The sequence below is a fragment of the Chryseobacterium sp. Y16C genome (assembly GCF_022488405.1).
In the GTDB taxonomy this organism is placed as follows: Bacteria; Bacteroidota; Bacteroidia; order Flavobacteriales; family Weeksellaceae; genus Chryseobacterium; species Chryseobacterium geocarposphaerae.
This window is the reverse complement of sequence record NZ_CP092711.1, coordinates 1,240,489-1,255,720: the sequence shown is the minus strand read 5'-3', so window position 1 is coordinate 1,255,720 and position 15,232 is coordinate 1,240,489. Positions and strand designations below refer to the sequence as shown.

General features: G+C 41.1%; 15 protein-coding genes. 11 read left to right on the top strand and 4 right to left on the bottom strand.

Going from position 1 to position 15,232, the window contains the following annotated elements:
• Positions 1 to 74 precede the first annotated feature (74 nt).
• A complete protein-coding gene (mobB, locus tag MKS83_RS05470) occupies positions 75 to 1,358 on the bottom strand; it encodes a conjugal transfer protein MobB (RefSeq protein WP_240582317.1) in 1,284 nt (427 codons plus the stop codon).
• Positions 1,355 to 1,783, bottom strand: coding sequence for a conjugal transfer protein MobA (mobA, locus tag MKS83_RS05465; RefSeq protein WP_240582316.1), 429 nt, complete (start codon positions 1,781 to 1,783; stop codon positions 1,355 to 1,357). Before mobA ends, mobB begins: the two co-directional genes overlap by 4 nt.
• Before the next feature lie 692 nt (positions 1,784 to 2,475).
• Between mobA and MKS83_RS05460 the strand changes: the two genes are divergently transcribed.
• The 6 genes from MKS83_RS05460 (at position 2,476) to MKS83_RS05435 (ending at position 5,951) form a co-directional block, all read left to right on the top strand.
• Positions 2,476 to 3,243, top strand: coding sequence for a P-loop NTPase (locus tag MKS83_RS05460; RefSeq protein WP_240582315.1), 768 nt, complete (start codon positions 2,476 to 2,478; stop codon positions 3,241 to 3,243).
• A 1-nt stretch (position 3,244) separates the two neighbouring features.
• Positions 3,245 to 3,652 (top strand): DUF3408 domain-containing protein, encoded by a 408-nt coding sequence (locus tag MKS83_RS05455; protein ID WP_214588886.1) that lies wholly within the window; start codon positions 3,245 to 3,247, stop codon positions 3,650 to 3,652.
• 1 nt (position 3,653) lies between these two features.
• Positions 3,654 to 3,950 carry a DUF3408 domain-containing protein gene (locus MKS83_RS05450; protein ID WP_240582314.1) on the top strand — a complete coding sequence of 99 codons (297 nt, stop codon included), beginning with the start codon at positions 3,654 to 3,656 and terminating at the stop codon, positions 3,948 to 3,950.
• A gap of 49 nt (positions 3,951 to 3,999) precedes the next feature.
• Positions 4,000 to 4,569: a hypothetical protein gene (locus MKS83_RS05445; protein ID WP_240582313.1), complete on the top strand. Its 570-nt coding sequence runs from the start codon at positions 4,000 to 4,002 to the stop codon at positions 4,567 to 4,569.
• A 46-nt stretch (positions 4,570 to 4,615) separates the two neighbouring features.
• Complete coding sequence (locus MKS83_RS05440; RefSeq protein ID WP_240582312.1) at positions 4,616 to 5,017, top strand: hypothetical protein; 402 nt, start codon at positions 4,616 to 4,618, stop codon at positions 5,015 to 5,017.
• Positions 5,018 to 5,153: 136 nt separating this feature from the next.
• A complete protein-coding gene (locus MKS83_RS05435) occupies positions 5,154 to 5,951 on the top strand; it encodes a hypothetical protein (RefSeq protein ID WP_240582311.1) in 798 nt (265 codons plus the stop codon).
• Positions 5,952 to 6,074: 123 nt separating this feature from the next.
• Here MKS83_RS05435 and MKS83_RS05430 read toward each other — a convergent pair whose 3' ends face one another.
• Entirely contained in the window at positions 6,075 to 7,655 is a 1,581-nt protein-coding gene (locus MKS83_RS05430) for a Na+/H+ antiporter (protein ID WP_240582310.1), read from the bottom strand.
• A gap of 187 nt (positions 7,656 to 7,842) precedes the next feature.
• Positions 7,843 to 9,819: an excinuclease ABC subunit UvrB gene (gene uvrB / locus MKS83_RS05425; RefSeq protein ID WP_240582309.1), complete on the bottom strand. Its 1,977-nt coding sequence runs from the start codon at positions 9,817 to 9,819 to the stop codon at positions 7,843 to 7,845.
• A 390-nt stretch (positions 9,820 to 10,209) separates the two neighbouring features.
• Between uvrB and hxlB the strand changes: the two genes are divergently transcribed.
• From hxlB to pgl, 5 genes are all read left to right on the top strand, one after another.
• Positions 10,210 to 10,773 carry a 6-phospho-3-hexuloisomerase gene (hxlB, locus tag MKS83_RS05420; RefSeq protein WP_240582308.1) on the top strand — a complete coding sequence of 188 codons (564 nt, stop codon included), beginning with the start codon at positions 10,210 to 10,212 and terminating at the stop codon, positions 10,771 to 10,773.
• Positions 10,774 to 10,811: 38 nt separating this feature from the next.
• Positions 10,812 to 11,441: a 3-hexulose-6-phosphate synthase gene (hxlA, locus tag MKS83_RS05415; RefSeq protein WP_061084748.1), complete on the top strand. Its 630-nt coding sequence runs from the start codon at positions 10,812 to 10,814 to the stop codon at positions 11,439 to 11,441.
• Positions 11,442 to 11,572: 131 nt separating this feature from the next.
• Positions 11,573 to 12,970, top strand: coding sequence for an NADP-dependent phosphogluconate dehydrogenase (gndA, locus tag MKS83_RS05410; RefSeq protein WP_240582307.1), 1,398 nt, complete (start codon positions 11,573 to 11,575; stop codon positions 12,968 to 12,970).
• A gap of 11 nt (positions 12,971 to 12,981) precedes the next feature.
• Positions 12,982 to 14,502 (top strand): glucose-6-phosphate dehydrogenase, encoded by a 1,521-nt coding sequence (zwf, locus tag MKS83_RS05405; protein ID WP_240582306.1) that lies wholly within the window; start codon positions 12,982 to 12,984, stop codon positions 14,500 to 14,502.
• The gene (gene pgl / locus MKS83_RS05400; RefSeq protein ID WP_061084745.1) at positions 14,495 to 15,223 is read left to right on the top strand and encodes a 6-phosphogluconolactonase; all 729 of its coding nucleotides are present in this window, start codon (positions 14,495 to 14,497) and stop codon (positions 15,221 to 15,223) included. The genes zwf and pgl overlap by 8 nt, the downstream gene beginning before the upstream one ends.
• Positions 15,224 to 15,232: the final 9 nt, after the last annotated feature.

The window sequence follows — 15,232 nt, the reverse complement described above, 5'->3', positions numbered from 1 at the left end:
TAAGCGAAGCTAAGGAGTTTCAATCTTTCTTAGTATGCTCATATTTGTATCAGCGCTTTGCTTGTTTTTACGCCTTAGTTTTTGCTCTGCCTTCTCCTTCTCTTCTTTTTTTTCATGTTGAACTCAAATATCTGTTCCTCTGGATCTTCGGACATTCCACCTAACAAAAGTGAATCCAACAGTCCCCATTCACCTATTAAACTTCCGCTGTTTATCATAAAATCGAATAGCGGATGGAGTTCATCTTTAAGAGATGTCATATTTATATTCGTGGGATTTGGAGGTGTGGTTTGTTTGTTGCTAGGCGGTTCACTGAGTTTGTTGTCGGCAAACAGCTTTTGGAATACGTTAGCAGAGAATTGCTTGCCCAAATGTGAACCGTTGAATACATGACCGGTATTGTGATCTATAAAGGTAATTCCATACAATCTGCCCTGTTCATTTCTTCTGATTACTGTATTTATTCCGTGCTCTATTAAATAAGTGGTAAACTCCTTTTCATTGCTGGTTATTGTTAAGGCCGCAGAAATAATCAGACTGGTTTTCTCTTTAATTTCGGGACGTAGTATTTTACTCTTTTCAAAATGTGATCGAAGAGCTATAAGTCCCGCCTGTTTTCCGAAAAGGGATGCTTTAAATGGATTACCTATTTTAGCACCGCCAGTATCCAGAACGCTATATACTAGTCCCTCTTTGATCTCACCTTTATAATCTTTTTTTACATGTTCAGCGGTAATATTGAAAAGTGAAAGAAGAGCGTTGTAGCTACCTAGGTTCTGAAAGCTATAATGATCTGGTAGGTAGCGTACAATCGACGCAATCTGACTTTTAATATTTCCTTTGTTATGATCGACAGGGGTGAAAGTAAAACCGTCATCAGAGCTTATCTTTTGATCCGCAGGAGTTAAATGGTATTTTTTTTCAATATAGCGACAAATCTCCATTGATCTTTTTTTCTCAAAAACATCAGATATTTTTATTCCATTTTCATCGACTGTTGTTGATACAATGTGGATGTGTGTTCTATCAATATCGTTGTGCCTAAAAACCACATAGGGTTGATTGCCATAGCCCATTCTGGTCATGTACTCATTTGCAATGTTGATAAAGTCTTCATCTGAAACAATATCTCGTGGATCTGGATTGAGCGAAATATGGATTGCAGTTTTTTCTGTGTTCTTATTGGCGGCAAGGTATGGGACGAACGAGGCTAATAATTGTCCGGTCGTATAGTTTCCGTCAGGTGTTTGCAGCATATTGTTCATGTGTAAAATCTGGCCATTGTCCTGCAATACCTTGCTATGATTATAAAGCAGCGCACCATAGATTTTTGAGCCACGTCCTATTTTTGCGATCATAAATGTTGTTTTTTAGCAAGATGTTCGTTTTCGAATTTTTTGCTGAGGATCAAAATTTCCCGGCAGATATTAGCGAGTTCTATGGTCAACGCTTCAAGTTTTCCTATATAAAAGACTGTTTTTTTATCACCGAAATGTGTGTGCAGGATCTTTACGATCTGGTTATAGTTTACCCCGATTGCCCTGAACTGAGCGAAAAACTGCGTTAATTTTGTGCAGTAATCCATTGCTCCTTTATCTATAATCACCGAATTTATCTTCCTTTCAAACAATAGTGATACAATAAATTTAGCTTTATTGTCAAGTCCTGATTGATCCAATAGCGATAAAAACCTTGCGTTTTCACTATCCGTGAGGCGGAAAACATAGCGATGGGTAGCTTTGTCGATTTTGGGTTTTCGACCTCCTTTCCGATTTGCTGTCATATCTTTTTTTCAAAACCTAATTGAAAGCGATGAACATTCAAGCTCATGAGCTATTAAAAACCTAGTTTTTCCTACTGATTCATAAGATATCTCAGACAACATAAAAGGTATATCCGACTTCGGAGGATTACCTAGCCCTCGGCAGAGCAAGTAGTTTTGGGGCACAAAACGAGTTTTGAGGCACTCAAAACACAACTTGCTCTGTTCTTGGGAACAGATATGAGAAAGAATAGAATAAAGCTCGCATCATAAAGAGCTTTCGGAAACCGTAGGTAAAAAGAGGAAAGGTAGTAAAGCTTCTGCTTTACAGCCCCTACAGTTGCATTCTTTTGCATAGAGCATGTCGGTAAGAACTATGGTCAATTTACCCTCTTACAAAGCAAGTAATTGTAAAAGCATAAAAGTATTAGGTTTTAAAACCATAAAACCATAAAACTATAAAAGCATAAAACTATAAAAGCGTAAAAGCATAAAGCTGGTAAAATATAAGGTCATAAATAGGGGAAGTTTTTTTACCAGCCTACTGTATTTTAAGAAGTACAAATGATTTACAAATAAGATATGAGCCTTTATGCAAGGTCATTTTTAAACCAGTAATTCTGACTATACATATATTTTACGACGCATCTGTAAACGTAGGTTCTTGCACTTTGATACAACTGTAAAATTAAGAAGCTATAAAATAATATAATATGGAAAAAAAGAAAGAAACCTTAAAGGTAAGCATTTATGCGCAAAAGGGCGGAGTTGGTAAATCGACAATGACGATTCTTCTTGCGAGCGTTTTGCATTATCGTCTTGGATATAATATCGTGGTAATGGATTGCGATTTTCCGCAGCACAGCCTTCTCGGTATGCGTGAAAGAGATAAGCGTACCATTATGGAAAGTGATTTTCATAAGCGGCTGGCCGTAAAACAATTCCATACGATCAATAAGAAGGCTTATCCGATCATTAAGTGTAAGGCGGAGAACGCACTTGAAAAAGCCTTTGACTACTGTGAGAGTAGCTCCGTTCAGCCGGATATTATTTTTTTCGATCTCCCCGGAACTGCCAATACGCAGGGTGTTATCGGTGCTTTAAAGGGCATGAACTTTATTTTTTCGCCAATAACCGCAGACCGACTGGTCGTTGAGAGTACATTGGCATTCAGTGAGGTTTTTCTGAAACTTCCCGCACAGAACAAAAATGCCCTTGAACAATCACTGTTTCTATTCTGGAATCAGGTTGATGGCAGGGAAAAGACAGGTCTTTATGATTCTTATCAAACTGTAATAGAGGGATTATCGCTAAAGAGTATGACAACAAGGATCATGGACAGTAAGCGGTTTCGGAAAGAAATTGATGACACAGGAAGCTATGTTTTCAAGTCCACGCTGCTGCCTGCCGACTTACAGATTTTGAAAGCTACGCGTGTAGATGAATTTGTTAAAGAGTTTTTAAAAATAATTCATATCTGAGATGGCAATAAAGAAAGATCGTAAAGAATTTGAGAAACCCGTCATAGATGAGGAGTACCTGATGAACATTATGAGTGGCGATGAGCCTTTACCAGCGGCAAATCCGGAGGAAAGCACCGATAAAGATTTAATTCGCACGGCTAAAGTTGAGAAGTCCAGAACAAGATCCGGTAAAAAAATGGATTACGAAGAACTGTTTCTTGTCAACCGTTTTCCAACGGGGAGGAGTGGAAAGGTTGTCTATATCCGATCGGAATATCACGAACGGCTCCTGCGCATAGTGCAGTTAACCCGTGAGGACAAAATAACGCTGTATTCTTATATAGACAATATCCTGGAGAATCATTTCCGAGAATATGGTGATGAGATTACCGATTATTTCAATAAAAAATTTAAACCCATTTTATAAGATGAAAAAGCAAAATAGAAAGGTTGAAGTTACTGTTAAAGTTCATCAGCAGGTAACTTATGAAAATGTGAGTTATGAATCGCTTTTCCTTTCAGATACTTTGATGGAAAAACGTGGCGATAAGAGCATCTATGTCAGTGGAGAGCATCATACCAGATTATCCAGAATCGCCAGTGTGATCGGTGAGGATAAAATCCCGTTATATGCGCTGCTGGATAATATATTAAGACATCATTTCACGCTTTTTGAAGAAATGCTCGTCAGGGAGTTCAAGGACAAATCAAAGCCACTTTTTTAAGATCATGGAAACTTTAATACAGACCGTAATATTGTTCTGCCTAATTGTCGTGATTATTCTCTTGCTGGTCGATAAGGTTAGGTTCATAAAACCACAGCGGAAAATATTTCGAAAGGTTGAGCAGATAGCTGAACCGGATGTCATAGGGAAGGTCACAATTCCTGAAAAAGCAAAAGCACCCGTCTGGCTTGCCAATAGGAAAAAGTTAATCGAACAAATGTTGGCAAACAAGGCGGATCAGGGCAACGAAGATCCAACCAGAAATGACCAGGAAGAAGAAAGTGCCTCAAACTTTAATAAAGAGGAACCTGACGATACCGATAATATTCCAGCAGATGATGATCGGTTTGGACAGGCAGTTTCTTTAAATGAACTGACAAAAGTTGGAAACCTGTTGCAGCAGGAGAATCTGGATGCAGCCCAGGAAAAGGAAACAAGTGACATTATCCAAAAAATTGAGGGAACAGAATTTCTAGCGATGATGCAACAGTCCATTGATGGGGCTTCTCAGAAGATTGCCAGACTTTTAGATAAGTCGTTATCTGAAAAACATAATGTTATTCCAAAAGAGAACCAGAATAATGCCCTGGACAATTTTGATATCGGGGACTTTATCTGATACTGAATTTTTAATGCACTAATTAGTAATAATAAAAAAAGCAGCTATGATAGCAATGGATGATCCTGACTATATAATAGAAGAATACAAAGGCCGGATAATAGCCAGTCATAAAAGTAATGTGTCACAAAAATCAATGGACAATATTATCATTGTTTACGATAAGCTTGATTTTCCCGATTATGGATTTTACATCGGACTTGATGATTCAAAAAACATAGGCTACCGGAAAATGGAACCTGTTAATATGGAAGATGCCAGAAATTATATTGATTGGCTATCAGAAGTGACCAATAAAAAAGGCATACAGCAAGATCGGTCAGTTTCTGTTCCCTTACCGATAAAAGAAGTGGTTGGCCAGATTTTATCTGAGGTCGCATTGAAAAGGTTGGAAAATAAAGAGGCACAGTCCCCAATTAAATCCCGAAAAAAAGGTAGGGGGATTTGAACCTCTCAATTTCGGAAATTGGATAGGAAATGTTCGGAATAATAGTGTCGCGATTGTTTGTCGTCTTCAAAAGTAGGCGATTTCACTCTGAATTTAGCTCAGCAATAAAATTAATAAAAATGATAAAAGCTGAGCTATGGAAAAAGAACTACTGATCTACACAGATCCTGATTATGGAATCGAGTTTATTGTTGATGTAGAGAAATTCGAATTTCGAGAAAGAGCCAACCCTGACAATTGTTACACATTAGAGGATATAAGTGATCTGGGTGAAGAAGGATACTTTTTTGATCATTTCGATAAATCAACAGGGATGACCATTTGTATAAAGCCTCCTCAATTTGTTACTTTGGCTCCACAGCAGATGGCAGAAAAATATAATAAAGCTGTTGAGGAAATTCTTTTGCTGACCGATTTTGAACTTATGGTCGATCAGGAGGTACTGACAAGACGAATTAAACATGGAGAACTTCCAACGGTTGAAATTGGAGGTCACATCTTTTATGCAGATGCAAGGATAGATCTTTTAAGGCCTAAAGATGTTCTCTCAACAATGGGTATACGTTTTGATGATCTGGAGTATTGGTATGTTGAGGATAAAAATGTCTATGCTTTTCCTTACGATCCCAAAAATTTTGAAATAGGAGATCGAGAATGGGATAAAATACTGGACTACCCTATAGATTTAATTTTTGTTGAAATTCCTTATGCAAGAACCCTTGATCCGGTGGGATTGAACCGAAGAAATGGATGGCAGGAAATGGAAGGTTTGAAAGAAACTGGTCTCCGACTTGACTTTAAAGCTGAGTTGGTGCCGTGGAATAAATCTGGAATTGATGAAATTATCTCGGAAAATAGACTTAAACAACCCATTATTGAAGTAGGTAAAGAAAGAAATAAAAGACAAGAACATAAGAAAGGGCGGAAATTATAGAAGCTTTGAAGATATTGCTTTACACCAAGTGGTTAAAGCCGTGGACGGCAACTTATCAGGAATCAGTTGAGCACTGATTCCTGCAATTAAAAAGATCAATAAATATTCAATTATACTACAATTCTAGAAAGATGAATATTGTAGTCTTTCTTCTTCAAGATCAAGACGCATCAGATGTTTTTTTATTATATCCTCATCCAGATCTTTGTATTCTGCATTTTTTTTCAGCAGCCAACGTCTTTGAAATTCTAAAAGATCTATATAGAGATTTTTGGACGGAGCAGTTCGGCATACATTTTCGACATCATTATATTTTTTCTCCCACTTTGCTACCATGTTCATGACATGGGGATAATCCTGGATTTTATCACCGTATTTGTCCTGGAGGTAATGTACTGTCTCCGCTGTCATTTCCTTGAAAAGACTGGCGCTGATCTGTTCTTCGGACATTTCGTTTTCTTCGGAAGGTAGGTTTAGTTTTTTAATGAGAAGGGGGAGTGTTAGTCCCTGAACAACAAGGGTTAATAGGATGACTACAAACGTGACAAACAAGATGAGGCTTCTTTCCGGAAAAAGCTGTCCGTTATCCATGTAAACCGGAATAGAAAGTGCGGCTGCCAAAGAAACCACTCCGCGCATCCCCGACCAGCCAAAGAAAACCGGGAATTCCCATCCGTGGTTCTGTGCAGCTGCGACCGTCGTAAATTTTCTTGCAACGAATGTCGCAATTACTGCGGCATAAGAAGAGATAAACCGGACAAGTATTACAACGCCGGTGATCAAAACACCATATCCGATAGCTTTTGAAATGCTTACATTTTCAAGCTCTGCAATAATCTGGGGAAGGTCAAGACCGATCATCATGAAGACTGTACCGTTTAGTATAAAGCCCAGGCAGTTCCAGACACTTATGGTCCGTAATCTGGAAGAGCTGCTCAAAAACTTATGCTGGTTATAGGACAGAAACAGTCCTCCCGATACAACAGACAATACACCGGAAGCGTGAGTTTCTTCAGCCGCAAGGTACATAATGTAGGGAGCAATGAGCGTTAAAATGGTATCTATATTAACATCGGTATCCAATTTTTTATGTACTTCCATAAAGATTTTTCCTGTCAGAATTCCAATTCCCACGCCACCGATCACCATCCAGAAAAAGCTTCCCAAAGCTTCATACCAAACAAAATGTCCGGTCATTACTGCGGCTATGGCAAAATGAAATATGATCAATGACGAAGCATCATTCAGTAGGCTTTCGCCCTCCAGAATAGCGGCGGAACTTTTGGGTATTTTCACATTTTTAAGAATTGCTCCTGCACTTACGGCATCCGGCGGCGATACAATTCCACCCAATAAAAAACCCAGAGCCAGGGTAAAACCGGGAATAAAATACCAAGCGGTAACTCCAACTGCGAAGGCAGTGAAAAATACAACCAAAAAGGCAAAACTGCTGATAATCCTGCGCCATTTCCACAGCTCTTTCCATGAAATATTCCATGCTGATTCGTAGAGCAGGGGAGGTAGGAATATAATGAAAATTAGCTCGGGATCAATTGTTATAACCGGGACTCTGGGAATGAAGCTTACAGCTAAACCTGCCAATACCAGTAAAATAGGATAAGCGATCCTGATCTTTTTTGCCAGAATGATCAAAAGAGTAATCAATACTGCAAGGATCAGATAAAAAATAAATTTTTCTTCCATTTTGCAAAAATAATATTCCTAAACTTGATCGTGTAGAAGTATCCTACAACTAATTCAGTACTATAATAGAATTGCACATTAAAATATAATGTGCAATTCTATATAGTGCAGCGTTATTGCATCTTTATATTAATATTTAGCCGGATCTAGGCCCCCAGTATCGTTAAAAACTATCGGATGCGAAGACTTAGATATAGATGAACTGTCTATAGAGAGCGTCTAATTGAAGGCGGATTTCATCTGTCAGTTTTTCATCATGATCGTCTGATGCAGCAACAAGCTGACGTTCCAGTTCAGTTATCCTTTCGCAGAGCTCCTCAAGATTCTCACAAAAAGCTTCTGTGTGGGTGAAGTTTTTCCCTTCCCGGGTTTCCTCTGCATGTAGTCTACGGCCGGAGGAAACGGGAGAAACATGATTTTCTTCGTTGAAAGCAATCTGGCGTTTTCGGCGACTTTCGGTTTCGTCAATAGCTGCTTTCATTGCCGGAGTGATCTTGTCGGCGTACATAATAGCTTTTCCGCTGACATTACGTGCTACACGGCCAATCATCTGTATAAGTGCACTTGCTGACCGCAGAAATCCAGCCCTGTCAGCATCAAGTATTGCAATCAGTGAAGCCTCCGGAATGTCCAGTCCCTCCCGAAGCAGACTGATACCTATCAGGATGTCGAATTCTCCGGCTCTGAGATCATTGAGAATTTCCTTTCTTTCTAAGGTCTTAAAATCCGAGTGGAGATATCTCACGCGGAAACCTTCGCTCTGGATATAGCCACTGAGTTCTTCGGCGGAGGCTTTTGTCAGCGTGGTGATCAAAACACGGTTGCCTGAATCCACACATTTTTTTATTTCGCCCAGCAGATCGTCAATATCATTTGCTGATGGCCGTACCTCCACAATGGGGTCGAGAAGCCCCGTGGGTCTGACAACCTGTTCAACAACGCGGTCCTCTGAAACTTTCAGTTCATAATTACCGGGGGTGGCCGAAACAAAGATAGTCTGCGGTTTGATCTTCTCAAATTCTTCAAAACTAAGGGGATGGTTGTTTTTTGATGAAGGAAGTCTAAAACCGTAATCTATCAGGGTATCTTTACGCGCCTGATCGCCCTTGTACATCGCCGAAATCTGCGGAATCATAACGTGTGATTCATCTATAAAGAGAAGTCCGTCCTTCGGTAAATAATCCAGAAGGGTAACGGGCGGCAGTTTGGGATCGCGGCCACTAAAAAAGCTTGCGTAGTTCTCCATACCTGAGCAGTATCCGGCAGTGCGGAGCATTTCCACGTCATCGGTAATACGCTGGTAAAGACGGTCAGCTTCTTCTAGTCTATTTTCATTGTTGAGCTGTGCAACACGCTCATCAAGTTCGGTCATAATCTGGTCCGCTGCTGCTGTTGCCTGTATTTTTGAAGGTGCAAATAGGGTTTTGGGCGATACTGAATACGCTGTTATATCTTCAAGCTCTTTTCCTGAAGCGGCATCAATAAACTTTAGGGAAGTGATTATCCCGTAGCTAAGAACGATTTGTATGGCCCTGTATTCTGAATCAGCGGGAAAAATTTTTATGATATCTCCTTCGATCCGGTAGTTACCACGTTTGAGAGCACGTTCCGTACGGCTGTACTGTAAATGTGCCAGGCCCTGCTCCAGCTGGTCGATCTGCACTGTCATTCCCAGTGACAGGCGAACCTGTAATGCTCTATAATCGCTGGGTGCTCCAAGCCCATAAATGGACGAAACCGATGCGACCACAATAGTATCCCTGCGTTCAATAAGGGATTTTGTGGTGGAAAGACGAAGTCTTTCCAAATGCTCGTTGATGGAAGAGTCTTTTTCAACGAAACGGTCACTGCCGGGCAGATACATTTCAGGCTGAAAATAGTCATAATATGAGACAAAAAACTCAACAGCATTCTCTGGGAAAAATTGCTTCATTTCATCATATAGCTGCGCAGTTAAGGTCTTGTTAGGTGCAAGAATCAAGGTCGGACGCTTTAGCTGATGGATAATGTTGGCCATTGTAAAGGTCTTTCCTGAACCTGTGATACCTTTGAGTGTCTGGTGGGTAGCGCCAGATTCAATTCCCGAAACAAGTCTTGCGATAGCATCCGGCTGGTCTCCTGCTGGAATATACTTTGAGTGCAATATAAAAAGGCCTTTTGACATAAGTTTCCTGTTAGTTGGTTGTAACACAAATATAATTAAAAAACTGATTCACGGTTTGCCGGTGTTCAGGGAAAATCAATATTTCATTTATCCGCAAACTAAACCTCCGGAATTAAATGATTGACCAGCAGGTGTAAAATAGTTTGGTAAGGCAATAATGTGCGTCGGACTGTTATTGATCAGGCACAGTTACCTTTATGCTGGGGTCAGCGACACCACTCCCTATACAATACAGTATTATTAAAATATAACCCGCTCTTTTACAGTGGTCAGGAAGGTCGCAAATGTATATTATATAATATTATATGTATAATATCAGGCGTCTCAGGCAGCATAACTTTGTATTATCAAATCAGAGGATCTGATGATAAAATATCCTTACTAGAGAAAATGGAAGAGAATAGTTCAATAAATAATTTAAATATAATCCTGGATGAAATTAAAGCGATTTCATCAGTACTGAATCCGGTATCGCTACAGACACTGGAGGACAATTTAAAGAAAGCGGACCGTATATTTTTTGCAGGTGCCGGGCGTACCGGTTTAGCACTGAAGATGGCTGCCATGAGATTTATGCATCTAGGCTTAAATGTATATGTTGTGGGTGAAACAACTACGCCCGCCATCTTAGAGAACGATCTTCTGCTGGTAGGCTCCGGTTCTGGAAGCACGCCGACACTTGTAATCGCAGCTGAAAAGGCAAAAAAACAGCATGCAACTGTAATAGGCATTACAGCGGATTCGAATAGCAAAATTGCTGGCCTTTCAGACCAAGTGGTGCTTGTTAACGCGGCGGTGAAGACGGACTTTGGAGAATCAGCGTCCCGTCAGTATGCCGGAAGTCTCTTTGAACAGTCTGTCCTTTTGGTCCTTGATGCTGTATTTATGACACTGTGGAGAGATTCAGGCCTGACAAAAGAGGAACTCTGGCCGAAACATGCCAATCTTGAATAACGAGAAATACAATTAAATAAATATTAAAATTTTATATTATGACTAAGTTACAAGTAGCGATTGACTTATTGACTACAGAAGCAGCCCTTGATTTGGCTGCAAAAGTATCACCTTATGTGGATATCATCGAACTGGGAACACCTTTAATCAAAGCTGAAGGTCTAAAAGTGATCACCGCAATGAAATCCGCGCATCCCGATAAATTGGTCTTTGCGGATCTGAAAACAGCTGATACAGGTGCATTAGAAGCAGAAATGGCATTCAATGCAGGTGCGGATCTGGTAACCGTAATGGGTGCTGTTGATGATTCCACGATCAAAGGTGCGGTAGAAGCAGCAAAAAAAGCCGGTAAAAAAGTAGTAGTTGATACGATCGGTGTAAAAGACCGTGTACAACGTGCCAAAGAAGTTACAGCCTTTGGTGTGGCATTTGTTGAATTGCATGCCGGCCTTGATGAACAGGCGCAGCCGGGTTATAACGTGCAAAAACTTATCGGTGAGGGCCGTGAGGCACAGGTTCCTTTTTCGATTGCCGGTGGTGTAAATCTTGACACGATTAAAGATGTCGTGGCTGCTGGTGCAGCAGTAGCTGTTGCCGGAGGAGCCATCTATGGTGCCCAGGATCCAGCTGCAGCAGCTAAAGCCCTGAAAGAAGCCATCACAGCATAAATCAGAAAGTCGGATTATCCTTTGAAGTCTTCTCTGTACTAACAGGGAAGACTTTATTCTGCGAATCTAATCTGCTCAATTATTTACTGTAGTGAAGAACGATATATATAGAATATTTAAAGATTTAGAAAATGAAGACATATAATTTTGGTATAGTAGGCCTGGGTGTGATGGGCCGAAATTTATTGCTCAATATGGCGGATCATGGATTTGCTGTGGCCGGGCTGGATATGGATCAGGAGAAGGCAGGTTCATTGCAGAATGAAGCACAGAAAGACCATCAGATTTTTGCAACCGTTGATCCGGAATCCTTTGTTAAATCTCTGGAAAGTCCGAGAGCAATAATGCTCCTTGTTCCTGCGGGTTCTGCTGTTGACGGGGCAATAGGAACTTTACTTCCCTTGCTGGATGAGGGCGATATAATAATCGATGGGGGCAATACCTATTTTTCTGATACCGACAGGAGGTATCAGGAACTTTCGTCAAAGGGAATCCACTTTTTTGGTATGGGAATCTCAGGTGGTGAGAGCGGGGCCAGAAGGGGGCCGAGTATGATGCCCGGAGGTGATAAGGTAGCTTATGAGCGATTACGCCCCATTTTTGAAGCAATTGCTGCAAAAGTTGATGATGCACCATGCGTTGAATTTTTGGGTAACGGCTCAGCGGGCAACTATGTGAAGATGGTCCATAACGGTATAGAATATGGAATTATGCAGCTTATTGCAGAGACCTATGATATAATGAAGAATGTCTATCATCTGGAGCATGAAGTGATACAGGAATCATTTGAACAGTGGAACAGGGAAGAACTGAATTCCTTTCTCATTGAAATTACCGGAGCTATTCTAAAGCGAAAAGAAGAGAATACTTTCCTGGTGGATCTGATTTCAGACTGGGCTAAATCCAAAGGGACAGGTAAATGGACATCTCAAAATGCAATGGATCTTCAGGTGCCCGTACCTGTGATCGACGCTGCTGTGAATATGCGGGACATGTCCAAATATAAATTGGAAAGGATTCACGCATCGAAGCTGCTGACCTGGCAAAATACGTCAAAAGTTGATCCTGTTGATCTGGAACATCTGAAGGCCGGTCTTTATTTCGCGATTATTAGCACATACGCACAGGGACTTGCCCAGCTTAGGATGGCATCCGATACCTATGGTTACGGATTGAATCTGGAGACCGTGTGTAAAATCTGGCGTGGGGGCTGTATCATCCGTGCGACACTTCTGGAAGACTTCCGAAAGGCGTTCGCTTTACAGCCGGATCTTGCAAATATTCTGCTTGACAGGGAGATTGCTGCCAAGTTAAATGCATCACAGGCGGGTATCCGGTCTATCATTCGGGATGCCATTCAGAATGGTACACCTGTTTCGGCATGGATGAATGCACTGTCATATTTCGATTCTTACCGTGCAGAAAATTTGCCTACGAACCTTATTCAGGCACAGCGGGATTTTTTTGGCGCGCATACTTATGAAAGAACTGATAAGGAAGGCGTATTCCATACCCGTTGGGAATCTTAAAATTAAATAAAATGAAAAATAATGATAAAAAGCCAACCTCGATCGTAGTTTTTGGGGCAACAGGAGATTTGGCGAAAAGAAAATTATTTCCTGCATTTTTCAATCTGTTCCTGGAGGGTTGGTTGCCCGAGGAATTTGAAATTCTTTCACTGGGAAGAACGGAACAGACACAGGAAGAATTCAGGAATTATATCCTTGAAAATATCAGGACATTTTCAAGAATCCAAAAATTCTCCCAGGAACAATGGAATAATTTCAGTGAGAAAATTAAATTTATCAGATTTGATATAACACAGGAGGAATCTTTTATCCGGTTGAAAAATGAACTTGATACCATTGATGTAAACTTGGGGATCAGATCCAACCGTCTGTTTTACCTTTCAGTGGCACCCAGTTTTATTGAAAAGGTATCGAATAGCTTAAAAAATGCAGGTCTGACCGAGAATGTTGATCAGGACAGGATGATCATTGAAAAACCTTTTGGGTATGATAAGGCTTCGGCCGTAGCGCTCAATAAGCTCCTTTCGCAGACTTTTAAGGAAGAGCAGATCTACCGGATCGATCATTACCTTGGAAAAGAGAATGTACAGAATATCCTGGCTTTCCGTTTTGGAAATACCATTTTTGAACCATTGTGGAATAATAATTATATCGATTCTGTACAGATTACCGTTGCGGAGACTGTCGGCGTTGAAGACCGGGGCGGATACTATGATGGGTCAGGGGCTCTCCGTGATATGATCCAGAACCATTTGATGCAGATTCTCTGCATGATTGCCATGGAAGCTCCGGCTGCATTTGAATCGTCAGAGATCAGGGACCGTAAAGTAGACGTGCTCAAAAGCGTCAGAAGGATCAATCTTGAGGATATCGGACATTATACGGTAAGAGCACAGTATACCGAGGGAGAGATTGACGGTAAAAAGAAAGCTGGCTATTTGGAAGAACCCGGAGTGAATCCAAACTCAAATACCGAAACATATGTTGCGATGAAGTTTTACATTGACAATGAGCGCTGGCGCGGGGTACCGTTCTATATGCGGACGGGCAAGCGCATGCAGGAAAAAAAATCTTCCATCGTGATCAGTTTCAAAGACGTCCCGTGCACGACATTTCGAGATGATCTGAATATGCTGTTCCCCAATAAGCTGGTGATCAATATCCAACCAGAAATGGACGTCAGGCTGTCGTTCATGACCAAAAAACCAGGTCTGGACATGAAGCTGAAACCGGCTGAAATGGTATTCGACTATTTTGAATGTTCATCGGAAACTCCAGAAGCTTATGAAACTTTACTCTTGGATGCTCTTGACGGGGATTCTACTCTTTTTATGCGTTCGGATCAGGTGGAGGAGGCCTGGGATGTTATCTCCAATATTCAGACCGCCTGGGAAAGCGGAAATTCGCCAAAGATGGACACGTATGCTGCTGGAAGTGCGGGGCCTGCAGCTGCGGATGATTTATTGAAGAGACAGGGGCATCACTGGTTATCTACTTCTGCCGAAAAATTTAAAAAGGAACAAGATGCTTAATATATTTGCGACCACAGAAGAAATTTTCAAAGAAGCCGCAGCGGTTTTTATCAGTTCTGCAAATGAAGCGATTATGCAGAAAGGATATTTTGCTGTTGCACTGACGGGCGGATCTTCACCGGAAGGCCTGTATAGGTTATTATCGGAAGATCAGTATAAAAACCAGATCGACTGGACCAAAGTACTGATCTTCTGGGGAGATGAAAGGTGGGTGCCACTTGACAATGACCTGAGCAATGCCAGGATGTCCTATGAGCAGCTCTTGGACAGAGTGCCTGTTCGGCCGGTCAATGTCTTTCCCATGTACCGGGACGGTATAACAGCAGAGGATTTCGCTGCTGTATATAATGTATTATTAAAAGAAATGCTGGGAAGTGATGGCAGAATGGATCTCATCCTTCTTGGAATGGGACAAGATGGGCATACTGCCTCGTTGTTTCCGGGAACCGTGGCGCTGGATGAAACAGAAAATTGGGTCACTGCGTATTATCTGGAACAGCAGCAGATGTACCGGATTACACTGACGGCCCCTTTTCTTAACAGGGCACGAAAACTGCTCGTGATCGCTTTTGGAGAAACGAAGGCAGAAGCTCTCAAAGAGGTTATCGAGGGGCCTTATAACCCCAGAATATACCCGGCACAATTGCTTGCGCCATCTCAGGGAGAATTATTATTTTTGGTAGACAAAAAAGCAGCAAAATATTTGCACGGCAATATTTAATATAAAAAA